Annotated in this window: 19 protein-coding genes; 5 read left to right on the top strand and 14 right to left on the bottom strand. The window is 41.1% G+C overall.

The features are described from left to right. Positions 1–9: 9 nt before the first annotated feature. Genes AB6N04_RS18910 through AB6N04_RS18900 form a run of 3 tightly spaced genes read right to left on the bottom strand, consistent with a single transcriptional unit; the run spans position 10 to position 3964 of the window. A complete protein-coding gene (locus AB6N04_RS18910; protein WP_369309762.1) occupies positions 10–909 on the bottom strand; it encodes a dimethyl sulfoxide reductase anchor subunit family protein in 900 nt (299 codons plus the stop codon). Continuing rightward, positions 906–1547, bottom strand: a complete 642-nt coding sequence (locus AB6N04_RS18905; RefSeq protein ID WP_369309761.1) for a DMSO/selenate family reductase complex B subunit — start codon at positions 1545–1547, stop codon at positions 906–908. The genes AB6N04_RS18910 and AB6N04_RS18905 overlap by 4 nt, the downstream gene beginning before the upstream one ends. Continuing rightward, positions 1544–3964 (bottom strand): DMSO/selenate family reductase complex A subunit, encoded by a 2421-nt coding sequence (locus AB6N04_RS18900; protein ID WP_369309760.1) that lies wholly within the window; start codon positions 3962–3964, stop codon positions 1544–1546. The genes AB6N04_RS18905 and AB6N04_RS18900 overlap by 4 nt, the downstream gene beginning before the upstream one ends. Positions 3965–4157: 193 nt before the next feature. Between AB6N04_RS18900 and AB6N04_RS18895 the strand changes: the two genes are divergently transcribed. Continuing rightward, complete coding sequence (locus AB6N04_RS18895; RefSeq protein ID WP_369309759.1) at positions 4158–4931, top strand: helix-turn-helix domain-containing protein; 774 nt, start codon at positions 4158–4160, stop codon at positions 4929–4931. Here the strand turns inward: AB6N04_RS18895 and AB6N04_RS18890 are convergent. The 8 genes from AB6N04_RS18890 to soxR form a co-directional block, all read right to left on the bottom strand. Then, a complete protein-coding gene (locus AB6N04_RS18890) occupies positions 4913–5038 on the bottom strand; it encodes a hypothetical protein (protein WP_369309758.1) in 126 nt (41 codons plus the stop codon). The two genes, AB6N04_RS18895 and AB6N04_RS18890, sit on opposite strands and share 19 nt — an antisense overlap. 136 nt (positions 5039–5174) lie before the next feature. Beyond that, positions 5175–5852, bottom strand: coding sequence for a hypothetical protein (locus tag AB6N04_RS18885; RefSeq protein WP_369309757.1), 678 nt, complete (start codon positions 5850–5852; stop codon positions 5175–5177). A gap of 88 nt (positions 5853–5940) precedes the next feature. Continuing rightward, positions 5941–7587, bottom strand: coding sequence for a Na+/H+ antiporter (locus AB6N04_RS18880; protein ID WP_369309756.1), 1647 nt, complete (start codon positions 7585–7587; stop codon positions 5941–5943). Positions 7588–9022: 1435 nt separating this feature from the next. Further along, complete coding sequence (locus AB6N04_RS18875; protein ID WP_369309755.1) at positions 9023–10018, bottom strand: fimbrial protein; 996 nt, start codon at positions 10016–10018, stop codon at positions 9023–9025. Continuing rightward, entirely contained in the window at positions 10009–12489 is a 2481-nt protein-coding gene (locus AB6N04_RS18870) for a fimbria/pilus outer membrane usher protein (RefSeq protein ID WP_369309754.1), read from the bottom strand. The genes AB6N04_RS18875 and AB6N04_RS18870 overlap by 10 nt, the downstream gene beginning before the upstream one ends. 18 nt (positions 12490–12507) lie before the next feature. Then, positions 12508–13212, bottom strand: a complete 705-nt coding sequence (locus AB6N04_RS18865; protein WP_369309753.1) for a molecular chaperone — start codon at positions 13210–13212, stop codon at positions 12508–12510. A 64-nt stretch (positions 13213–13276) separates the two neighbouring features. Beyond that, positions 13277–13903, bottom strand: coding sequence for a fimbrial protein (locus AB6N04_RS18860; protein ID WP_369309752.1), 627 nt, complete (start codon positions 13901–13903; stop codon positions 13277–13279). An 855-nt stretch (positions 13904–14758) separates the two neighbouring features. After that, the gene (gene soxR, locus AB6N04_RS18855) at positions 14759–15256 is read right to left on the bottom strand and encodes a redox-sensitive transcriptional activator SoxR (RefSeq protein ID WP_369309751.1); all 498 of its coding nucleotides are present in this window, start codon (positions 15254–15256) and stop codon (positions 14759–14761) included. A 169-nt stretch (positions 15257–15425) separates the two neighbouring features. Here soxR and AB6N04_RS18850 point away from each other — a divergent pair, with 169 nt between their 5' ends. The 4 genes from AB6N04_RS18850 to AB6N04_RS18835 are packed head-to-tail and all read left to right on the top strand — an operon-like array spanning position 15426 to position 20260. Next, positions 15426–15854: a DoxX family protein gene (locus AB6N04_RS18850; protein ID WP_369309750.1), complete on the top strand. Its 429-nt coding sequence runs from the start codon at positions 15426–15428 to the stop codon at positions 15852–15854. Positions 15855–15866: 12 nt separating this feature from the next. Beyond that, on the top strand, positions 15867–16976 hold the full coding sequence (locus tag AB6N04_RS18845; protein ID WP_369309749.1) for an efflux RND transporter periplasmic adaptor subunit: 1110 nt from the start codon (positions 15867–15869) through the stop codon (positions 16974–16976). Between the two features lie 9 nt (positions 16977–16985). Next, on the top strand, positions 16986–20090 hold the full coding sequence (locus AB6N04_RS18840; RefSeq protein WP_369309748.1) for a MexW/MexI family multidrug efflux RND transporter permease subunit: 3105 nt from the start codon (positions 16986–16988) through the stop codon (positions 20088–20090). Beyond that, on the top strand, positions 20087–20260 hold the full coding sequence (locus AB6N04_RS18835; RefSeq protein WP_369309747.1) for a hypothetical protein: 174 nt from the start codon (positions 20087–20089) through the stop codon (positions 20258–20260). The genes AB6N04_RS18840 and AB6N04_RS18835 overlap by 4 nt, the downstream gene beginning before the upstream one ends. A gap of 54 nt (positions 20261–20314) precedes the next feature. Here the strand turns inward: AB6N04_RS18835 and arnT are convergent, their stop codons facing one another. The 3 genes from arnT to AB6N04_RS18820 all read right to left on the bottom strand — a co-directional run bounded on the left by arnT (position 20315) and on the right by AB6N04_RS18820 (position 25182). Next, complete coding sequence (arnT, locus tag AB6N04_RS18830; RefSeq protein ID WP_369309746.1) at positions 20315–21958, bottom strand: lipid IV(A) 4-amino-4-deoxy-L-arabinosyltransferase; 1644 nt, start codon at positions 21956–21958, stop codon at positions 20315–20317. 390 nt (positions 21959–22348) lie between these two features. After that, a complete protein-coding gene (locus AB6N04_RS18825) occupies positions 22349–23623 on the bottom strand; it encodes a bifunctional O-acetylhomoserine aminocarboxypropyltransferase/cysteine synthase (RefSeq protein ID WP_369309745.1) in 1275 nt (424 codons plus the stop codon). A 299-nt stretch (positions 23624–23922) separates the two neighbouring features. Beyond that, the gene (locus AB6N04_RS18820) at positions 23923–25182 is read right to left on the bottom strand and encodes a septum formation protein (protein ID WP_369309744.1); all 1260 of its coding nucleotides are present in this window, start codon (positions 25180–25182) and stop codon (positions 23923–23925) included. Positions 25183–25321: the final 139 nt, after the last annotated feature.

Genomic DNA, 25321 nt, shown 5'->3' with positions numbered 1-25321 from the left:
ACAATTGCCTTAAATATGAATAGCGTAAAAGCAATAACGCAGCATAAACTCAGCAACCATCGCGCAACCACACCCGAGTAATAAATAGCCCTGACCATTTGAGGTTAATACCTCACTTGAGGTTGTACGCATCTGTCGGAATATGCCAATCCCTAAAACGATCACCGCTAACATCCCCACAATCCAGCTTGTGATACGTAATGACCAAATCCCTTGATAAGCGCGGATGGAATCCACCGGAAAAGTTATCGATTCGTTATTATAACTGGTATGGACAAGGTAACTTTCATAAGTAGGTTGATAAACCAAACGAATAATTAAGCTAACACCAATAACTGCCCATAAGATCCACAGACCGCGAGTGGGGATTTGTACCGTAGAACGCCCCCCATTAAAGCGCGATAATAGACTGATTAATAAATAATACCCCGCCGCACCAGCCGTTAGCATGGTGCCGTAAAACATCAGGTAGGTATTATCATTCATCCAAGTTAGCATTGATGTATAACGATAGATTGATGCCATGGCATACACATCGCAAAGCCCGGCAATAACCGCCAATCCCAGTAACAAGTAAGACAACTCTTTTTTAAACCATAGCCATAAAAAGGTTAGCCCAAGAAAAGCAAAATAGGTGGCGGTGAATACCACTTCACGGCTTAACCACGATGAAAAAATATTCAGCAGTGAATTCGGCGCATTCAAAGGAACCCCTAGGTGGGTGATTGAGGACAATAAGCCGATCCCCGCAAATGCGCAGGCGACAAATACATACCACAGCAAAAACTGTGAGTGAGTTTTGCCTGTTAAATTAGCGGATAATTTTTTTGCAAAAAGCGCTAACATCACACTCAACCCAATGGATGTTTGCATTAAAAATGTGAATAACAATAATGGCCATTCGTTCATTTGGCTTCTCCTTGTGAGTCTTGAGATTGTCGACCTGAACCTTGGTGTGGATGGATCACAAGGTTAGGATGCGTAATCGAAGAGTCTGGTAATCCCCTCACATCTGCTAATTCACCATAACGCTTTCTGAGCTCGTCAATTGGACCAAACTGGATAGCCCCTAGCGGGCACGTTGCCACACAAACGGGCTGTTCACCTTTAAGTTGCAGATCAATACAAAAATCGCATTTGGACATTTGCTGTGTTTCAGGGTTCATTTGCGGTGCACCATATGGGCAAGACCACGCACAGGTACCACAACCCACGCATTTATCCGTATTGACCATCACAATGCCGTCTCCTTCACGTTTATGCATTGCGGTTGTTGGGCAATTTTTGACACACATTGGGTCGGCACAGTGGTTGCATGAAATGGATAATGTATAAGCAAAGACATTATTCACCAGCCCACCTGTGCCGTTTTCAATAAACTCGCCACCGGTCACTTCGTATACACGACGGAATTTTCGTCCGACATCGAGATTGTTTTTATCTTTACAGGACACCTGACACGCTTTACAACCAGAACAACGCGCCGAATCAATATAAAACCCGAGTTGTTTGTCACTCACTGCGGGATAAACGTGGAATTTACTCATGCTTTTGTCACCTCCACCAATAATGTCTGATGGGCATTTCCATGGGCCATTGCAGTGCTACGCGCCGAGGTTAATACGTTGGCGCACCCACCTTGGTCGATACCGTTTTCATCGGGTTGCCACCATGCACCAGCTTGCAGTGCCACCACGCCTGGCATGATCCGCGAGGTAATTTTTACGGGCACCATCGTGACCCCGCGATCGTTATACACTTTCACGCGATCGTCCTCAGTAATGTGACGGTGTTTTGCATCAATAGGGTTGATCCACAGCTCTTGACGCTGGACTTCCTGCAACCATGGATTCGCAAATTGCGTTGAATTGGCTCGGTTACGACCTTTCCAAGTAATAAGCTGCAATGGGAAACGTGACGTTAATTCGTCTTCAGGCCCCTCAATAGCAGGGACATAATGGGATAATGCAGGAATATCAACATCGTTACGGTCATACAACCGCTTAGAGAAAATTTCAATTTTTCCGGACGGCGTTTCAAACGGGTGGTTTTCAATGTCGTGAATATTTTTTTCAAAAGCCACATGCCCGATATGCGGTTTGTGTTTCAGTAAGTGACGTCGTTTAACCAGCAACTCATCAAAGGTCGGAATGCCATCCTCAGGGCGTTTTTGGTGTGCATCATTCACTAAATGTTCAATCCACTGCTTTTCCGTGCGACCTTCGCTAAATTTCTCGCCTACGCCAAGTTTTTCAGCCACGTCACACAACCATTCATAATCACTACGACGTTCAAATTCAGGTTCAATCACTTTTTCAGAAAGAATAATGTAGTTACCCGTTCCCCAAGTCCCCCCGACATTCCAGCGCTCTAAAAAACTGGTTTCCGGCAACAAAATGTCGGCGTATTTGGCACTCGGTGTCATATACAGGTCGCTGTATACAATAAACTCGACCTTGCTTTCATCTTCCAACACCTTAGCTGCATGTAAAATGTCAGGGTTTTGGTTAGTCATATAATTACCCGCTAATGAGAAAATCATTTTGATCTCAGTATCGAGTTTTTCTGCATTTTTCAGACCATTATCTGGGGTGACCAGATTTTTATCCTCACAGGCTTGCACCCAATTGGTGATGTTGATTTTCGCCTTAACTGGGTTTTCGAATAAGCTTGGCCCCGCTAATGTTTTACGTAAATCAGGCGTGACAGCCATCCCATAACCTGCCGCCCAACCCCCTTTTACCCCCACATTACCGGTGATAGTGGCTAACAACGTTGCACCGCGGGCTGAACGTTCGCCACAAATATGGCGTTGAGGTCCCCATCCCTGCATTAGTGCGGCAGGTTTAGTACTTGCATATTCACGTGCTAGCTGGCGAATAGTGTCAGCGGGGACTTTGGTTATCGGCTCAGCCCATTCAGGGGTCTTCACGACACCATCCTTTTTCCCCATTAAATATGCCACCAATGACTCATTTTCAGGCACACCGTCAGGCATCTGGTGTTCATCAAAGCCAATAGTGTATTTATCGATAAAGGCCTGATCATGGCGATTTTCGCTGATGATCACATACATCATTGCGTCCATCATGGCGTTATCCGTGGTCGGCAAGATCGGGATCCATTGGTCAGCTAATGATGATACGGTGTCGGAATAGCGCGGATCGACAACAATAAATTTGGTGCCATTTTTCTTCATTTTCTGGAAATAATGATTCGAATGCCCAAAAATGGTTTCATTGGGGTTATGCCCCCATAAAATCACTAATGGCGTCTCTTCGAGTGTGTCTAATGTGCTTCCACTGGCTGACGTTCCATAGGTATAAGGAGTGACCGCCATGGTATTGCCATTACTCACTGAGTGGTAATTTTCCAGAAAACCGCCTGTGATATTAAATAGGCGGCGTAGCATATTCGCGCCGGAGAAAATACCACCAGTAACCCCAGTACTCAGGCTCACAAAACGTGATGCTGGGCCATATTGTTCGTTGATGCGTTGCATATTACTGGCAATCAACGTCGTCGCTTCTTCCCAACTGATCCGCTCAAAGCGCCCTTCTCCACGTTTACCAACACGTTTCATTGGGTATTTCAGGCGGTTAGGGTGGTAAACAAATTTTCGATAGCTACGTCCACGCACACAAGCGCGCATGATGGGCATTTCTTCATCGAGATCTGCGTCCGGTCGCGTACTAATGCGTGTCACAACCCCCTCTTTCACATGGGCACGAATATCGCATTTCCCCCCACAGTCAAAACTACTGCAAGTGGAAACCACGCGCTCCCCCTCATTATTAATGGTTTTTGTTGGGATGATATCGGCGTTTTCGGGGGTTGATGCAACCGCATTAGCGGCAATAAATGGGACAGCCATGAGGGCAGAGCTGCCTTGAATAAACCGACGACGGGTTAACGATCCAATCAGTCCGACTTGCTCATCATTCTGATCATTGTAATTTTCCATGATAACTCTACCTCAGGCGTACATTAGGTTGCCGCGATAGAGTAAACATTTCCCACATAACCAACTTTTGAAAAACAGCCAAAGAGATCGGAATTTCAGCCAACCATGGAAAACATGTGGTTATATCAATAAAAATTGCCTATATTCATAAAATAAATCGTTATGTTTGAATTTCAGCCAATAAGAAATTGCTATGCGAAATATTCCTCTTAAAACCGTTGATGCAGTTCCCCGTGATGTTCTTGCTATCGGGACAGACTATCTACCGAATGTTTTACTGGATTCTCACGTTCACCGTCGTGCACAGTTTTTATATGGCGCGACAGGGTTGATTGAAGTGAGTACAGATGATGGTGAGTGGGTTATCCCCCCAGATAGTGGTGTGTGGATCCCTTGCAATACCCCCCATGAAACACGCATGTTGAATGTCAGCACTCGGAGCTTGTATATCGAACCGAGTGCCGCTCCGCGCAGAGGGAATAAGTGTGAAGTGCTTAGAGTTTCTCCATTGCTTCGCCAGTTGTTACTGGAAGCGGTAGATACGCCGATCGAATATGATCTTCACGGTCGCGATGGTGTAATGATCCAACTGATCTTACACGAAATTGCTCGAGCAGAACCGTTACCATTTTATGCGCCGATCCCACGGGACGAGCACCTAGCCCAAATGTGTCGTGAATTTTTAAAAGCCCCCCAAATCACGTCTCTTCCCCAAGAGTGGGCGGCAAAGCTACACAAAAGTGAGCGTTCTTTCAGTCGGTTTTTCGGGGCTCAAACCGGGTTGTCTTTTTCAGATTGGCGTCAACAAGCGTGTTTACTCAGTGCTATCACCCATATCTCTGCGGGGAAATCGATTACCGAGGTCGCCTTTGACTTGGGTTACAGCAGTGTGGGGTCGTTTTCAACAATGTTTAAAAAGTGGTTGGGGCAAAGCCCATCAAACTTTATTCAACGAATTTCAGGGTAGTCTAATAAGTATGGATGTGCTCGATAACACAATGTTGCAAAACCACGCTTTTCTCCCGCTTTGTCAACAACCTCACCCCGCCTTGTTTGGCGGGTTTTAGCTGTCACGTATTCCCACCACTAAGTGATGGTAATAATGTCTAAATAAGTAACAACAGTAAACATAGCTAAGTTCCCAAAATACAAAGGCACACTAAACAATATCTTTTTCAAATTCAAATGCGACCATTTTATTTTTTAACGGTTATTGTAAGAAAGAAAAGGGTAGCATGATGGCTGATGCCACGATGGAACCGGCGACATTGATGCCGATATCTAATCCTTGTACAGCTAACTCGACACTATCCTCAGTCGTCCATCCTTTTGAAGTTGAGACCGTTTTCCCAGAAGCCAGAAGCTGCCGTATGTATTGAAGGTTAGCAGGGAATATTTTCGCTTCTTCCTGCTCATGAGCATCGCAATCACCTTCAACTAAAACAACACACCAACCAAACGGGCTATCGGCCGCACCATACAGGCTACGCCCAATCCAATTTCCGAAGGTATCAAGACGAAATCCTTTCGCTTCATTTTCATAAGAATGCGGCTTTGTGCATGCCCAAAGTTGTTCGAGCTTGGTAGGACTCACACTATCAAATGGCACTATTTTTAATTTGGATTGATGGTGCAAAAATGGCTGTTGCTCAGCCACCATGGACCAATGGCATGGGATAAAATCACTCGCCTCCAGTTTACCGTTCGTTTTCCTAACTTTGATAGGTAGCCAACCATATTCGCTTTGTGAGTTGCCATATTCACTACGGCGGATCCAGCACCCCTGCTCGTCTTGCCGAAACCCTTTTTTTTCATTTACATGAGAAATAAAGATAGCCTGATCCCAAATTCGGTTTATTTCTTTTTCGGTAAATTGATACTTATCCATGTGTATCTCCCTGATGACATGTTTACCCTACCTAATCAAAAGGCCTGAATTATCACTTTCAGGCCTTCTATCATCTCAATAAATTAGGTTAATGTTTACCACTTTTATGATGATTTAACGTTTCTTCTTTTAAATCCAGCTCATCACGCAAACGATGGTAAACGCGCTCATTGATGTTTTTCCCTTTGCGCATTTGGTATAACGCATCGCGTTTCGCTTTCAGTGCTGAGCGAGACATCTCCCGTTCCATTTCTATCATTCGATGTAAATCATAGACATCAGATTCAGTTTCATCGGTATTATCCAGTCGTCGGCCATAAATTTCTAACAACTGCGCCCCAACCTCGGTACGCATGGCAATTTCATCCATATCCTCCGAAGGGTGATTCATTAACTCACGCAAATGCGCCATAGCCGCTTCATTGAGTGCTAAACGAGCACGAATTTCGTCATTATCATACGGTAAATCCTGTACTAAGCCTTTCGTTAAAATCGGCAATGCAATACTGGCAATCAATAATGAACACAAAATAACGCCCATCGCTAAGAAAATAGCGACATCACGATTTGGGAATAAAGATCCGTCTGGCATTAATAGTGGCAGCGTTAAAATACCCGCTAATGTAATCGCACCACGCACCCCCGCCGTCGCCATAACCGCCATCATACGAATATGAACCACATCCGCTTCTTTACCACGGCGACGGTTATGGAATACGGTTAACGTCATTGAGATCCAAACCCAGCCAAAACGCAAAATCGCCAGAGCCACCGTAATGATGGCCACATAAGCAAATAGCATCCAAGGATGGCTCGCCCCCGCAGCTTGTGCAACCTCTGGCATATTGGCCCACATACCCGGTAATTGTTCGCCCAGTAAAATAAAAATCATCCCGTTAAGGGCTGTTTGAACGGTATCCCAAACCGCTTTACTCTGCATGCGTGTCGCTGCCTGCATACGCCCGGCAATTTTCTCATAGTGCATGGCGATCCCCGCAACTACTGCGGCTAAAATACCCGACACATGCAAATGTTCCGCAAGCAAATACGCGGTAAATGGCATCAATAGGCTAATCATGATCTGGATAGCGGGTTCTTCACCGGTACGCTTAACCAAGAATTGGTTTATCCAGCCAATGGCCCAAGCGACCAACAAACCAATTAAAATCCCACCTAATGCAACAAAAACAAATTCCCCAGCAGCGGAAGCAAGGGAAAAGGTTCCGGTTAATGCAGCCATAACAGCAAAACTAAAGCAGACTAACCCTGTCGCATCATTAAGTAGCGATTCACCTTCTAAAATGTGCGCCATTCGCGATGGAAGTGGGGAGTTAACCGTCATGGCAGAAACGGAAACCGGATCAGTCGGCGACAATATCGCCGCAAGAGCAAATGCAACGGCCAATGAAATTGCAGGGATTAACCAGTGAATAAAGAACCCCATGCCAATAACGGTGACCACCACAAGGCCTATCGCTAACGACATAATCGGTTTTATTTCTTGGAATAATGCTTCTTTTGGAATACGCCAGCCATCAAGAAATAGCAATGGTGGAATAAATAAGAATAAGAACAAGTGAGGCTCAAATTCAACCGTAAAACCATACAGAGACAGCCCTGCGCCCAATGCTATCTGAATAAGTGGTAACGGAATAATATCTTTGAGCAATCGCGAGATAAATACACTCACAATAACCGCAAGTAAAAAAACAAGTACAAGTGTCACTACTGACATTGATTGCTCCATATTTAGCTAATCATTAATTATCAGTAGTAAAGTTAATAGATAAATTGAATCAATGTAAAGTAGCAATTAATTATCAGATGTAAAAAAGTTAAAATTCAGAAACCACCTATCTATCATTATGTTACCACTTCTATCGACATTCTCACCACCTATAGCCAAATTATTTATCCATTTGATAATTAATAATAAATATAGTTATGATATAGAAAGATACCGTTTGAGGTAAATTCATCATCCAAACCATCATTAACTGATTATTTAATTGAGTTTTTAAAGATATCTTTCAATTTTCCACTCACGTTTTTTTGCTTTTTCATTTAGACCCAGCAAACTATGGGCTCAGTTAACCGCATTCTACTGAAAACGTCGATTACAGTAGATGAGATCACCAATGTCATAGGTGCAACGCTCGTCTAAGGCGTTTTAGTGCAAAATACAAACAACGAGATGGTAGATCACTATGCCAAAATATAAAAAGCGTAATAACCTTGTTTATTAGCTAATTAACACAATGAATAATAACAAAATGCTGTGTGTAATCTTATATTAAAAAACTCCCCCTCATTTATTTAACCTAGCGAGGGGGGATCTAATATAGAGACAAAAATGAAATTAAATTAATATATATCTATTTAGTGATACATTATTTATAGATATTTTTACCTATAAGAAATAGTGGTAATTGCTGAACCTTGTAATACCTTCGATAAATTGATCTCTGATATTTTTATAGAATTTATGTTTTTTCTATTTTCATTTAATGAAGACAGTTGGAAATAATAATTCTTATCATTTCCTTTTTCATAACAGGTCAATATTAATGTGTTATAATCTCTATTATATTCACAAGGACTTTCAAACACATACCCACCAAAATTCACTATTCCTCCGTTATTTTCAATGCTGTATGTAAATATTGAAAAAAAAGAAAAAAATATAAAAATGATATATTTCATTATAGCTTACTCTATTTGATAAATTAATCTTAACCTTGTAACGACTTTACCTTGAATCAAAATATTTACTTTGCAATCAATCAGTTACCATGATTACAAATCACCAATCTCAATAAAATATCATCAAAACAATTAAGATAATTCAACAAATAGCCAAGAGTGTATCTGATATAAGAATAGATACGTATTTAAAACAACATTGATAATTGGTCTATATTTCGACGCAGAATGATACTAAGTTAAATTAATAAGTCAATACAGTTTTTAATAAATTATTACATTTGGTCAATCTCAATTACTTATTAAGCGTAAAAACAGATGCATAATAAAAAGAACAAAAAAAATAATCTTTTGATATTAAAAGCATATTTTTAAAAATAAGTAATTTATTTACCCCAAAAAAATGACACTAAAATATTCGCTATCTTAGTGTCAGTATAATTTGTCGGTTTATATATGGGTTTTTACTAATCGTAAGATATATTAAATATCATTTTAGCTTGAATTTTACCGGGTGATATTTCTTTTTTATATTGATAATATTTTGCTATGTAATTAAGATTTATTGCTTTTTCCTGTTGTATTCCAACACTCCCCACCAAATATTCTTTGTCCCATTCTAACGGTTTATCTTCTGCTGTTAAAATTTGCACTCCAACACCATCAGCCGCTTGAAGCTCAGTCGAGTTATTTTTTAGCACACCTTGGCTTTTCGTCGTATCTGCCGCAAGCTCACCATTGAAGGACATATAGATATTTGATGTATTCGCACTGTTTACACCACCGCTACATAACATATTAATCGAAAACGGTGTCGCTCCCGCCACAGAGCCTAAACCAGAAAATTCACTTTTTTTCACTGAACGCATAATGACATTTTGATTGACACCCGAGGTTATCTTACAAGAAGGAGAAATAATCGTAATCGCATCCGCCGTCAATCGAGTAATCAGTGCTGGTGATACTGAGTCGGGTAAATATCCATAACGGGTATATTCACCTTGATGGATAGAGCCTGAACCTGTAACTTCAGCTGTTTTTATAACTTGAATAGTAAATGTTGACCCCGCTAAAACGACATTTTTTACGCCTTTCCCTGGGATGGTAAAATGCCCTGGGTAGGTGATTTTAATGTCACTGGCCTCCGCATTGCGAACAAACCTAAGACCGATTCCTGGAACATTCGTTTCAATAATATTATCCCCAGACATCGGTTTATTAACCACAATCTTAGCATCTAAAACTGTCCCGCCAGTGCATTCCCCCCATGGTACTGTTGCTGTATCCATGCTCCATGTCCGTTCACGGATAATTGTTCCAACAGGGAGATCGGGGTTTACAACAACACGGCCTAATTCCATATTAATATCAACGGGAGGAACTGAAAAACGAGTACAATCGGCCAATGCAGGTGCACTGATCGCAAAAACAGCAGAAAAATAATATAAATATATTATTCGCATATTATCCCCTTATTCAATTCACTCTTCTTATTGATAAAAAATGAACATTCACCTTCCTGCCAAATCACCGTGGCTTGACCTTCATATTCTCCAGTAATAAAGACATAGCTTCCTTGCCCTACACTGCGAATTGACTCACCTTGCATATTTTTAATATCGGCGCCAAAAGGTAATGGCTGACCTTGATTTCTTTTTATTTCAATTACATTAGTTTTTTCCAGTTTGGTATCGAAGCTGACTTTTACGACACTGCCCTCATAAGGCACGATATTTTTAAGCGTGTTAGTGAAGACAATATCTTCAGAACTGCCTTTTGGATCGATTTCAATGGTATTAACACGATACGGACGCATGTAAGAAGCCAACGCATAACCATGCCTATCAATATATGTCCCTGGCGATCCCATAATGCCAGCGCCTTGAGCATCTTTAGCCTCAATGAGTGCCATGGTTTGAGAAGTATTTGGTGAAAAAGTCACGCCACCCGAATGAATAACCATCGAACCATTAGCCCCTAACCCATACTGGCGGTAGCGTTTACCATGGCTGTAGTTGGCATTTAAGGAAGAATAGGGGGTTCGATAGGCGGTATTGAGTGCAATGTTGTTATTACTATTATTTGAGAACGATGAATTAATACCATAAACCCAATTATTCTCCTCATCGAAAGCGCCATTAATCCCTAACTGAGTTGCCTCAAATATCGAGTTGTTAAAAATGGTATTTGACGTCAATGATATTTGCCGGTTATCACCGAAATATAATGGATAACTAAGATTAATACTGATCCTATCGTCTTTTTTATTATGGCTATTATCCGAATAAAGCCGCATAAAAGCGATAGAGTAAGATAGGCGATTAAAGCGATTATAATAATTAAACTGATACTGCTTTTCTGGACGACTATCATCCCAATAATAGGACATTCGCCCCGTAAAATAAAAGCCACCATACTTATCAGGTAGCTCTTGGTTAATTGTATAATTTATGCTTTTCTTTTCATGTCTCAGGCTGTTATTAGTATGATTTTTTTCATTATCAATAACATACAATGACTCATTTAAATCATAATAAGACTCACTCGAGTTAATATTGCCACTGACAATAAAGTTTGTTTTTGTCTCTGAAAATAATTTATTTAATGTTAATTGATGCTTGAAGCCATTTTTATCACGATTTTGCATTTTAGTTTTTGCACTTGTAATATCGTAGGCTAATGCACCGATTTTTGTATTAATCCCTGTCCCCAACATATATGCTTGATAATCATCATAGGCGTTAATCCCTGTGTAAAAGGTGAAATAATTATTATAACCATGCTGTAATGTTCCCTGAACAATATAAGGACGGTTGCGGTATGCGTTTTGGTCTAGCTTTCCCGCCGCAATTTGATAGCGTGTGAACTTAGGTCTTAGCAATTGGGTCAGCGATGAATAGGGTACAGAAAATGAATTTTCACTACCATCAGCTTCCTTGATCGTAACCTCTAAGTCATTTCCATAACCAGATGGATTAACGTCTTGCAAATAAAAAGGGCCGGGTGGGACGGAAGTTTGATAAATAACTGTATTATTTTGGCGTACTGTAACCAACGCGTTACTTTGTGCTATACCGCGTATTTCTGGGATATAATTTGATACGCCATCAAGATACATACTGTCATCAGTCGCGATCTTTACTCCACGTAAACTAATGCTATCAAAAATATTTCCCTGCGTATAAAACTGCCCCAATGTCATTGTCGATTTAATTGGCACAAGAGGAGCTTGTAGGTATGTTTGCTGACTATCCCACTTAACGTTATCACCCTCTTGCCAAGCCGCATTACCAATATGTTTTAATTGCCAACCTTTATATGAAAAACCTGAATTAACCCCCATATAGAACATAGAATAATGGTCAATTGATGAGTTAGAAAGATTATTACTATAAAAATTTGCTTGGTAAGAGGTGTTTAATGCAGGTATTCCTGTATCCCAAAATTCAGGAGGCACATAGCTAGCTTGAGATTGAATAATATAAATTTGAGGAAATGTTAAATCTAATCGGAGATTGGCTGGCTCAAAGATCTCTTTAATATTATTATCTGCACTCCATTCTTTCAATGATCTGCAAGTGTTATCTCGGCTTAGAGTATCATTTAAAATACTTGTGTCTATCGCAAGGCTCATTAATAATTTATTGTTATAACATGCCGTCACGCCATCATTACCTTTATGGCGTAATTGTATTTCATGACGTCCTTTCCAATTTTTATTTACATAAATATCAAGCGAATAAATCCCCTCTGCTAACTCGTTTTCATTGAAATGTGTTAAATCAATATTATTTTCACCGCCTACGAGAAAACCACTATTAAATTCATAAATTTCACCTATATTTTGTTCTTCCGCGTGAACATGATTTCCCCAGAAAAAAGTCGGTATCATTGATAATGTAAAAAAAACAGTTCTCTTTTTTTTATCTTGCATGTTCATCCCTGTACCTAATTATTGTACTTTTATTTTTGCTGGAACCTCTGCACCATAGTCATTAATATTATTTATCGTCAGATATTCACCAACACTGACTGTCCCACGAATTTTTATTGTTTTTGTTTCATTCGGCGACAACATAAATCCTTCTAAATTTAATGTACTGCTCTGTGTATTGACGGTAGTCACTGTGATAAAAAAAGGCGTTGGATTTTTAATTTGAAGACTCCCTCTTCCCCCTAAAATTTGTAACTTCTCTGGCGCAAGTTCTCGACTTCCTAACTTATTAGGACGATACATAAATTTAAAACGGGAGCGGATTGCAAGCTGCAACATATTTTGTTCCGCATTTTTTTCCGCTTTGGTAATCGGAGGAATATCTAATAAATTCAACCAATATAATGTTTCTTTATCCGTGGGTAATTGCGCTTTATCAATCAGCTTAATACGTATCGTTTGTCCACCTCCTGCTGATAATTTAGAAATAGGAGGCATGATTTGAAATGGCGTTTTGATTGTTTCAGGAAGTGCCTTTGGATCACCTTCATCGAGCCATATTTGTGCAACAGCAGGTCGATTCGCTGTATTGTTTAGCTGAACCGTAATTTCTTTATCGTTTTCAGAATAAATAAAACGCGTTCCGTTAACAATAATATTGTCAGCCAGAACAAACTGGCTAAAAAAACCTAAGAATAAGATAACTCGTTTTAATAATTTCATTTGCCCCCTCTTAAAAGCGGTAGCTAAGACTACCGCTTCAGATAACAAATAAGCCTATAAGTCATTATCTATAGGTTATTTCATAGGTCGCATAGCTATTAACTAACCCCGTCGAGACAGTTTGAGGTGTTGACGTTGCATAACCAATGAAATAGGTAAAGCGAGCACCATCTTTAATGGCGTTTAAATCACTTGTGACTGTTGCTTGTCCGGGATCACCAGGAATAATTTTGGTGCTTAACAAGGAAGGATCGCCTTTTGTCGCAAGTACTAACTGAATATTTTGCGCGCCCGTTGATTCAGTATTAGCTAAATACCCTTCAGCTCCTGCTGGCGGACTTTGTAATATATTACCACCATCCCAATAAACCCCAATTCTATTCATGTCTAATGTCACATCCACATCTGCACGAGTTGACGTTGCTGTCTGCGCACAATTTGTGATATCAATCACGAATGATTTCGGTTTTAAGTAGGTATGTGCCGCGGCGGCTCTAACTTCTTTAATTGAAACTGGCGCTAAATACACGCTAGCATTACTTCCTTGTCCATCCACTGATACCGTACAAGAAATATCAGTAACTTTTCCATAAAAGTTAACCTGCCCACCCGCGACTTTATCTGTTGCTGAAAATGAATTAATAGATAAACAGCTAGTAGTAATAAATACGGTTAATAATAGTTTTTTCATGGTAAATTCCTTTAATTAAATTATAAAACAAATGCCAAATCGTTAATTAAAAAAACACCTCATCATTATATTTGACCATCGACATATGTTAGCAAATGTTTCTATTTTAATACTTTGAAAACTAATATTTATTTAAATACCGCACTACACAACCAGATTTACACAGTTAATGTCTGGATGACACTCATAATAATACATAATTTAAATGTAAATAAAATTATTTATTTTAAATTTATTACAAAATAATCCGCTGCAATAAAAATAACCTTTGAAAACAATTAGATATAAAACTTAATTATTTGAGAAAATAAAGAATCACATTGTAATGCAATAAGTAAATCCCCTTGTTGAATAATAAGTAAAAACCCTTTGATATATATTAAATAAAAAAATCAAACACTCATTCAACTAATTAAATCACATACGTGATTATACTTGGTTATATTAATTAACAAATATATCAATTTATATATCCACGTATAATTAACTATGAAAAACACCCTATAAGTTAACCCTATATTGCATCGAATACAAAAAATTCTGGCAATGATTAAAAAAGAATTGAAGATTTTAAATAAATTTCTGGCTTCTACGTGTTTGCCCCATATTCCGGTAAATAACTATCCTTGTGGATTAGTATAACGAATTGAAGGATTGGTGGAATAAACTCGTATTTTTTCTTATTTAGAATTGGGTCACTATACGAGTTTGCCTGAATAAACCAAAAGGCAGTGCCACAATGTAACCCATAAGGCGATGATATATGAAAATAAATAGCCACTTTTAGCCGTAGCTAGCCGTAGCTATCCAAAAAATGAAATTGTGATTAATGGTAAGGCGTTATCTTAGCGCGCTTTAAGGGCGCTCTAAAATTCGTGCTCCAGGACCTTTTTTGCCTAATACATCATCAGGATTACGCAGTGGGCAATCACTTAATGATAAGCAACCGCAACCAATACAGTTATCCAATTCATTACGTAAACGTGTTAACTGCCGAATACGTTTATCCAACGACACTCGCCATTGTGTGGACATTTCTTTCCACTGTTCCGATGTGAGCGCACTATTAGCAGGAAAGCGCCCCAATGCATCCTGAATTTCTTGCAATGGGATCCCGGTACTTTGGGCTACTTTAATAATCGCAATATAGCGCAATACCACCGAATGGAATCGCCGTTGATTTCCTTGTGTGCGTGTACTTTGGATCAGCCCTTTTGATTCATAAAAATGCACCGTTGAAACAGGAACCCCTGAACGTTTTGCGACTTCACCGACGGTTAAAGCTCTTGAAAAATCGATTTTTTTCCCACTTTTTTCTTGGGGTTTTATCGTTTTCGTGTCTTTATCTGCCATTTCTGTTTACCTTTACTTGACCTCAACTTAACTTAAGGTTTTATAGTGCCATTCTCTGAATTTGTCAATTCAGGTTTTAGTTGCTCATTGCCTATTGCAATGATGCCATTGAACAAAATACAGCCTGTTCTATTTAAGATAATTTATTGATTTATTAAGGGATAACTATATGCCATCGATCATATCCAAAATTCTGGAAAGCAATACATTGTGGATAATTGCGCGCCTATTAATTTTGGTTCTATTCGTTTCATCTGGCCTGGCTAAAATTTTTGACTACGAAAATAGTCTCGCTGAAATGCGCGCAGCGGGTCTACACCCAGATTGGTTCTTTAATATTGCCTCTGCCTCCGTCATGCTAATTGGCTCAGTTTTCGTGCTACTTAATCGTTTGTTGTGGCTTGCGACAGGCGCACTCGCCGTCTTTTTGTTCCTCACCATTGTGATTGTGCATACTTTTTGGAATTACACGGGAGAACAAGCACAAATCGCTATGTTTTGGGCTATTGAACATACCGCTGTTATCGGTGGGTTAATTGCCGTGGCGATCGCGGGACATTTTCGTGGTCTTTATTTCGCGCTGAAAACGCAGAAATAGAAGGAAAACTAAATGAGTAAAAAAACAATAATCACACTGTGTACTATTTTGATCGCAGCAGGGGGCGGTAGCGCTATTTATTCTACCTACGCACAAAACGATGAAAGTGAAAGCGCGGCTTACACCTATCCACCAACCAAAGTTGCTCTCGCTTCTGTCCGTCTAGATACCGCGCCACGGACATTTTATGGTGTAGGGGAATTAGAAGCAGGCAGCCAAGTGCAAGTGGCAGCAGAAACCAATGGCCGTATTACTAAAATTGCGTTTGAATCTGGGCAACAGGTTAAAAAAGGCCAAATTTTAGTGCAACTCAATGATGCCGTGGAGCAAGCTGATTTATCTCGCTACCAAGCACAACTGCGTAATGCGGCGCGCTTATATCAAAGAACAAGCGCATTATCCGCGCAACATTTGGTTGCCGAAGCCCAAGTGGATAGCACCCGTGCAGAACGTGATATTGCGCAAGGGCTCATTCGCCAAACTCAAGCGTTGATTGCGCAAAAAACCATTCGTGCACCTTTTGATGGCACGATTGGTATTCGCCAAGTGCATGAAGGGCAATATTTAACCCCTGGTGAGACCATTGCAAGTTTGGTCGATACCAAAACGTTAAAACTAAACTTCTCATTAGATGAACAGGCGTCCCCAGAATTACATCAAGGACAAATTGTTGATGTAACCGTCGATGCCTACCCAAATAAAATCTTCCCAGCGCGCATTACTGCCATTGACCCACTTATTGGCAAGTCACGCACTATTGCGCTGCAAGCGACATTAGAAAATAGCGATGGTACCCTCAAAGCAGGTATGTACGCCAATGTGAATGTGGTTCGCCAAGCCAATAATAAAGTACTTACCATCCCTGAAACCGCCGTCACTTACACCGCTTATGGGGATACGGTCTTTATTACAGAAGGTGAAGGGGATGCCATGACCGTTAAGCGCGTTTCAGTCAAAACAGGCCAACGTTGGGATGGCAAAATCGAAATTGAGCATGGATTAAGTGTTAACGATAAAGTAGTGACTTCTGGTCAACTACGCCTAAATAATGGCTCTAAGGTAACACCTGTTGCGCAAGATACATTGTCTGAACCCGCAGCACCGACTGAACAAGGTTCATAAGGAAGCGCTATGAAATTTACTGATGTTTTTGTACGCCGCCCCGTTTTAGCCTTAGTGGTCAGTGCATTGATCGTGCTAATTGGTTTATTTGCCTTGAGTAAATTACCCATTCGCCAATATCCACAATTAGAAAGTGCTACCGTAACCATTACCACGCAATACCCCGGCGCATCCGCAAAACTGATGCAAGGATTTGTCACCCAACCTATCGCCCAAGCGGTTTCTTCCGTAGAAGGTGTCGATTATTTGTCTTCATCGTCAGTGCAGGGAAGCAGCCTTGTTACCGTGCGCATGGAGTTGAATCGCGACTCAACCCAAGCCCTTGCGCAAGTTATGGCGAAAGTTAACCAAGTACGCTACAAGTTACCGAAAGAAGCTTATGATCCTGTTATTGAGTTGTCTTCAGGTGAGTCAACTGCGGTGGCCTATATCGGCTTCTCAAGCTCAGATTTATCCATCCCAGCCCTGACCGATTACATTTCCCGTGTAGTTGAACCCATGTATTCCTCTATCGAAGGCGTCGCAAAGGTTCAGGTCTTTGGTGGGCAGCAACTGGCTATGCGTTTGTGGCTCGACGCTGATAAACTGGCGGGTCGTGGGCTTTCTGCTGCCGATGTTGCGCAAGCTGTTCGCCAAAATAACTACCAAGCAGCACCGGGAAAAGTTAAAGGCGAATATGTTATTTCTAACGTCTATGTGAATACCGACTTAACCAATGTGGATGAGTTCCGTGATCTAGTCATCCGCAATGATGGTAATGGGTTAGTTCGTTTAAAAGACGTGGGAACCATTGAGCTGGGGGCCGCTTCCACAGAAACTAGCGGTTTAATGAATGGGGAACCCGCGATTTACCTCGGCTTATTTGCAACCCCCACAGGTAACCCGCTTGTTATTGTCGATGGCATGAATAAATTAATGCCAGATATTGATAAAACACTCCCTCCCGGTGTGAAAGTGGAAATGGCTTTTGAAACTTCACGATTTATTAAGGCCTCTATTGACCAAGTTATCAGTACGTTAGTCGAAGCCTTGCTGATCGTTATCGCCGTCATTTACCTGTGTTTAGGCTCAATTCGCAGCGTCATTATTCCTATCTTAGCCATTCCTTTATCTATGTTAGGCGCTGCGGCCCTAATGATGGCTTTTGGCTTCAGTATCAATTTATTAACCTTATTAGCGATGGTCTTGGCAATAGGGTTAGTGGTGGATGATGCTATTGTGGTTGTGGAAAACGTCCATCGCCATATTGAAGAAGGTAAATCACCGGTGTTAGCCGCCTTAATTGGTGCGCGAGAAGTCGCAGGTCCGGTTATCGCCATGACAATTACCTTAGCTGCCGTTTATGCACCGATTGGCTTGATGTCAGGCCTAACTGGCGCACTGTTTAAAGAGTTTGCCCTAACGCTAGCAGGTGCCGTCATTGTTTCAGGTATTGTGGCCCTGACCCTTTCCCCTGTGATGAGTTCCTTTATGTTGAACTCAAAACAGAATGAAGGTCGCATGGCGCGTATGGCAGAACAGTTTTTCACAACACTGGCGCACTATTACACCATTTTACTCAATTTCTCATTAAAAAACCGTTGGATAACGGGGGTGATTGCAATAGCTGTATTCATCAGCTTACCGATGCTGTACCAATCCGCACAGCGTGAGTTGGCTCCCGTTGAAGACCAATCGAGCGTACTCACAGCGATTAAATCCCCACAACATGCCAACCTTGAGTATGTCGAACGCTTTTCTCGTAAATTACACGATGTCTTCATGGCGTTACCTGAGACCGAAAGTACGTGGATTATTAATGGAACTGACGGTCCATCCGCCAGCTTTGGGGGAACCAACTTGTCATCTTGGGAGCAGCGGGATAGACCCGCTTCTGCGATACAAGCGGATTTGCAAGGACGCGTTGGCGATGTGGAAGGAAACAGTATTTTTGTTTTCCAGTTACCTGCGCTACCTGGTTCTACAGGCGGATTACCGATCCAGATGGTATTAAGAAGCCCGCAAGATTATTCGGTGCTATATAAAACCATGGAGGAAATCAAGCAGCAAGCGAGGGAAAGTGGCTTGTTTATGGTTGTGGACAGTGACCTCGACTATAACAACCCTGTGGTTGAAGTACGCATTAATCGCTCCAAAGCCAATAGCTTAGGTATTCGCATGCAAGATATTGGTGAATCTTTGACCCTATTAGTCGGTGAAAACTACATTAACCGTTTTGGAATGGATGGTCGTTCTTACGATGTGATCCCACAGAGCGTGCGTAGTCAACGGCTAACACCTGAGGCGCTTTCCCGCCATTATGTAAAAACCGAAACGGGGACGATGATCCCATTGTCGACCGTTGTCGATATCCATACGCAAGTTGAACCGAATAAACTAACGCAATTTAATCAACAGAATGCGGCTATTTTCCAAGCCATTCCTGCTCCAGGCGTAACTTTAGGGCAGGCTGTTGCGTATCTTGAGGAAATTGCCAATGAGCTGCCCGCGGGCTTTAGCCATGACTGGCAATCCGATTCGCGCCAATATAAACAAGAAGGTAACACCCTCGCCTTTGCCTTTATGGCGGCGCTTATCATTATTTATTTAGTCCTCGCAGCACAATATGAAAGTTTGGTGGATCCACTGATTATTCTGATTACCGTGCCATTATCGATTTGTGGTGCACTGATCCCACTCGCCTTGGGTTATGCCACACTGAATATTTATACCCAAATTGGCCTTGTGACATTGATTGGCTTAATCAGTAAACACGGAATATTGATGGTGGAATTTGCCAATGAATTACAGGCAAATGAAGGATTAGACCGTCGCCACGCCATTTTAAAAGCAGCACAAATTCGTTTACGTCCAATTTTAATGACCACAGCGGCCATGGTGATTGGTCTGGTTCCGTTATTGTTCGCAACAGGTGCCGGGGCTAATAGCCGCTTTGGCCTAGGATTGGTCATTGTTACTGGGATGCTAGTTGGGACGTTATTTACCCTATTTGTTTTGCCAACCATTTATTCATTACTCGCGCGAAATCACAGTGCCACCGCGTTAACACCAAGGCGTTATGAGCTTGCTGAAGCCAATCGCCTGATCAAAGAAACTCAGGAGACTTCACAATGAAAAATACAGCCATAAACACACAACCTAACCAGCAGACCGCCAATGAAGTAGACATGAATGCAATGAGTAACAGTATGACAATGCTGTTAATTTATCACGGTTTATCCACTAAAACTGGCAAGACGAGTGCCAAAAATAATGAGATAGTTACCACAAAACCAACCCGTTAACTGGTTTTCAAACTAAACCGCATAATCCATAACGGGTTATGCGGTTTTCCTCTTTTACCCTTCATAGAAAGCCAATGCCAGATTACCTTCACGGATAATGATTGGGTTGCCGGGTAGCGCATCAATCAGTTCATGTTGCGAGCCTTCCACAACTACTGCCATATTTTTGTATTGATGGCTTTCCAGCAATGCAGGTAATTGGTCTAAACGGTAAAAACGGTTTGTGGCATCCGGATATTGAAGCCCATAGCCCAACTCCCCCGTTTGATGTAACATCGTAATATCACTACGTTTTAACACCCAAGCCAGTGCGGTGCCCAAACCAACATTATTAGTTAATAGTACAGATTTGTTTGCCAACTGAGTGGCATACTTAGAGATCAACTTCTGAGGTGTATTATTACTTGCTACATAACTTGGGATCACATGGCCAAAACTTAGGCTAATTGCCACCGTACATACTGCGGCCAAATACCAAAACCGTTGCTTCATTGAGATTAAAGCAACCACAAGCCAAAAAATAAAAGCCCCTGCCGCCAGCCACAATTTATCGCCTTCATTTGCTTGGTAAATATTCAATTTAGGAATATAGGGTGAAGCAATAATAACTCCCGCAGCGAGGCCACCAATAACCATGTTGATCACTGCATTTGCACGGATGGCGAGTGTTTTTTTATCTGTTAAGATTTTTTCAATATATGCCGCCATCAAAATCGCAACGGGAGCAATACAGGGCAAAATGTAGGTCAGTAACTTACCTTTGGTAATACTGAAAAAGACAAACGGCGCAACAAACCATAACAAGAAATAAAAATGCATCCCTTTTTGCTGCCACGCTTGGCGTAATGCCCCAAAAAGATATCCTAACCACGGCAACACCGCGGCCATCATGATAGGAATATAAAACCAAAACGGCGATTTGTTTTGAGCATTATCGGCCATAAATCGTTGAATATGCTCAACCCAGAAAAAGTAACGCCAAAAATCGGGTTCACGGCTGGCGATCATAAATGCCCATGGCAAACACACGATAAACACTGTAAAAATTGAAACAAATGAAAAAACAAAGACTTCTTTAAATTTCTTAAAGTAAATCCCCACTATCGAACACACCAATACGGGTAAAACTAACACCAAAAAACCTTTAGTCAGCACACCTAACCCGCAGGCCAGCCCCAACAATATATAGGCCAAGAGCTGATGAGAAAACCGCTTGGTGGTTAACCCCCATTGGAAAAAGAAAATCACCATCGTAATAAAAGCGGTAACGATAGGGTCAAGAATGTTATAGGTGCCAATGGTAAATACCATTAGCATCGAGAGGTAAATAAACGAGGCATTAAACGCGATCCGTGGGTTCTTCCACGCCATTTTGGCACTCAGATAAACAAATAACCCACTGATTAGAGTACTGAAGACAACACCAAGGCGAACAGACACATTATTTTCGCCAAGTAACATTTGAAAAAACGCGCCAACCCAATAACCAAAAATGGGTTTTTCGAAATAACGAACATCCAAGAGTTCTGGCACACTCCAATTATAGCTGATGATTAATTCACGACTAATTTCAGCGTAACGGAGTTCATCTGGTTGCCACAACAACCGCCCATTTAAAGGTAAAAAATAGGTTGCAACAATAAATACAAATAGCAGACACCACTTAAGGTAGGCAATTTTATTATTTGCCATAATCATCTTATCTCAACCATTCTTGTTATTAATATTTAATATTTTTAAGAGGTTAGCGCAAAAGCAACGCTCACCCTTTTCTATCAGGCTATTATCATGACGGCAATTAAACCCCGTATAAACAAATCAATAATTACCCTGCTTTCACATTGCTGTTGATAAACAATCAATAAATGAATACCACATTTTATTCATCATCAAAAAAGAGATAAGAATCGAATGTTAAGACTGGCGATTGAAAAAATAGTTCACTCCATAACGGTATAGTATAAATATTAAATATTAATTAATTCTTAATATGCTCAATAAGAGATAAGGGCGACTTTTATTTATCCCACAATAAAAAACCAGTCATGGTATTACCCATCACTGGTTCTTATTGATAAAAGTTAATGATTATTTTGCAGCGGCTAAGGCTTGTTCCAGATCAGCAAGGATATCGTCAATATGCTCAATACCAATCGATAAACGGATCATATCTCGAGAAACCCCTGCTTGTGCAAGCTCAGCATCATTGAGTTGACGGTGAGTTGTTGACGCCGGATGGCAAGCCAGTGACTTCGCATCACCAATATTCACCAGTCGAACAATCAGTTGCAGCGCATCGATAAAGCGCGCCCCCGCTTCTTGACCGCCTTTAATACCAAACGACATAATACTGGCAGGCTTACCGTTCATGTATTTTTGCGCTAATGCATGTTCAGGATGACTTGGTAGCCCAGCATATTTAACCCATTCCACTTGTGGGTGTTTTTCAAGGAAACTCGCCACTTTTAGCGCATTTTCTGTGTGTCTATCCATTCTTAATGCTAAGGTTTCTAGGCCTTGTAAAATTAAGAAAGCATTAAAGGGAGACAACGCCGCCCCTGTACCACGTAAAGGGGCAACACGGCAGCGCGCAATAAATGCCGCCGCGCCAAAATGTTCGGTATAACTCACACCATGGTAGGCCACGTCTGGCTCAATCAATAATGAAAAACGATTTGGGTATTGCGTCCATGGGAATTTCCCTGAGTCAATAACCATACCGCCAAGTGATGTCCCATGACCGCCGATATATTTAGTCAATGAATGAACGACAATATCCGCTCCGTGTTCAAAAGGACGACATAAATACGGCGTCGCAACGGTATTATCGACAATCAGAGGCACACCATGGCGGTGTGCCACTTCCGCCAACGCAGCAATATCAACAATAAATCCCGCAGGATTTGAGATGGATTCACAAAATACTGCGCGGGTTTTTTCATCGATCAGTGCCTCTAATGCGGCTAAATCATCATGCTCTGCAAAGCGGGTTTCAATTCCTAAGCGAGGTAAAGCATGAGCCAACAAGTTATAAGTGCCACCATACAGTTTTGCAACAGAAACGATGTTATCCCCTGCTTGAGCAATTGTTTGAATGGCATAGGTAATTGCCGCCATCCCAGAGGCAACCGCGAGCCCTGCAACACCCCCTTCCAATGCGGCGATACGTTTTTCCAGCACATCATTGGTTGGGTTCATTATTCGCGTGTAGATATTACCCGCGACTTTTAAATCAAACAGATCCGCACCATGTTGCGTATCATCAAAAGCATAAGAGGTGGTCTGGTAAATAGGAACGGCAACAGACTTGGTTGTTGGGTCTGGAGAGTAGCCGGCGTGAATCGATAATGTTTCTAATTTCATTTGTTTTCCTTGTTATGATGCACTGGAAAAGCACTGCCAGAAGAGATATCCAGTAAGAGGCTCGATGCTGTGATAACGATAGATATTACCTAAGACTGTTCAACTAACAACCATCTAAACTTGAAATTATTTCATATGAGTTAGTTCATTTAGTTATAACTGTATATGCCTTCCCCCCCTATTTAGCTTAACCATTGCATCATACCGATGTCGATGTTGATAACCTATTGCCTATTGATATAAAAAAAGCCACGGCCGATTAGGCAGTGGCTTTGTCTGTGCAATATTTTCTCTGTGGTTTACAAAAACGCGCCGTAAATAACAGATGTAATAGAGGCTAACCCGCAGATAAAGGTAAAAATTTGCGCCAGTTTTGATGTGCTAAATTTCTTCATTGCAGGAATAATATTCATCGATACCACTGGCAAAATAAACAAGATAGCGGCAATCATTGGTGCCCCCATCGTTTCAATCATCCCTAAAATACTTGGGTTACGGATAGTGACAATCCAGGTAGTAATCACGATAAACAGCATTGATGCCGTTTCTATTTTCTTCACTGAGAAAGAAGTGCGTGATTTGATTAAGCCGACTAAACCTTCGTGAGCCCCTAAGAAGTGACCAAAGTAGCTTGATACGATTGCGGCAAAAGCAACTATTGGGCCTAAATAAGACAGAATTGGCGATGGGTTAATATTCGCAATATGCGATAACACACTGATGTTTTGTTCCTTAGCAATAACCAATTCTGCTGGGCTTAACGACAACACCACAGAGAACACAAAGAACATCACAAAACCAGTGAGCATCAAGGCTGCACCACCAGTGATCATGTCAGTTTTGATAACGGCTTTATCACCAAATTGTTGCCGTTGGTCTTTCGTAAACTGGCTAATGATTGGGCTGTGATTAAATGAGAACACAATCAATGGGATTGCCATCCACACCACGACTGGCATTGAAGCCCAATCTGGCGCAACTTCTAACATTGACATGTTCCATTCAGGGATCAGGTACAAAGACAATGCTAATAAAATAAAGACCAGTGGGTAAACCATAAGAGAGGTGAGTTTTAACATTAAATCACGACCAAAAATCACCCCCGCCGTCATCGCTGCAATCAACACCCCTGATAGTAACCAACGAGGGAGTGGATCCATACCGATCTGGTTTACCAAAAAAGAGTCCACCGTGTTAGTAATTCCAACACCATAAATCAATACGATAGGGTAAATGGCAAAGAAATAAGCAAACGTAATAATATTCGCGCCTGTTTTACCGAAATGTTCTTCAACCGTATCGGTAATATCCGCATTGGGATTTTTAGACGATAAAACAAATCGCGCAAGCCCTTTATGTGCCAGCCAAATCATAGGCGTTGCAATAAGTGCTAAGACAACTAACGGCCAAAACCCTCCCGCTCCCGCTTTAATCGGTAAAAATAAAACGCCTGCTCCAACCGCAGTGCCAAATAAAGAAAGTACCCAAGTAAAATCCTTATACGTCATTTTACTTACTGATTTATCTGTTGTGGTAACGACTTTTTCAATTGTGCTCATTGTATAGTTTTCATCATCAACGTTATTAAAAATAGATGTGCAGATTTTGCATTAAATGCGTACCAGTATCTAATTTAATCGACTTATTTCCTCCAACTTTTTGGCGTAGATCTCGTTAATAATGTTAAATAAGAAAAAG

It is taken from the genome of Providencia rettgeri (assembly GCF_041075285.1).
Taxonomy (GTDB): domain Bacteria; phylum Pseudomonadota; class Gammaproteobacteria; order Enterobacterales; family Enterobacteriaceae; genus Providencia; species Providencia rettgeri_G.
This window is presented reverse-complemented; position numbering and strand designations above follow the sequence as displayed.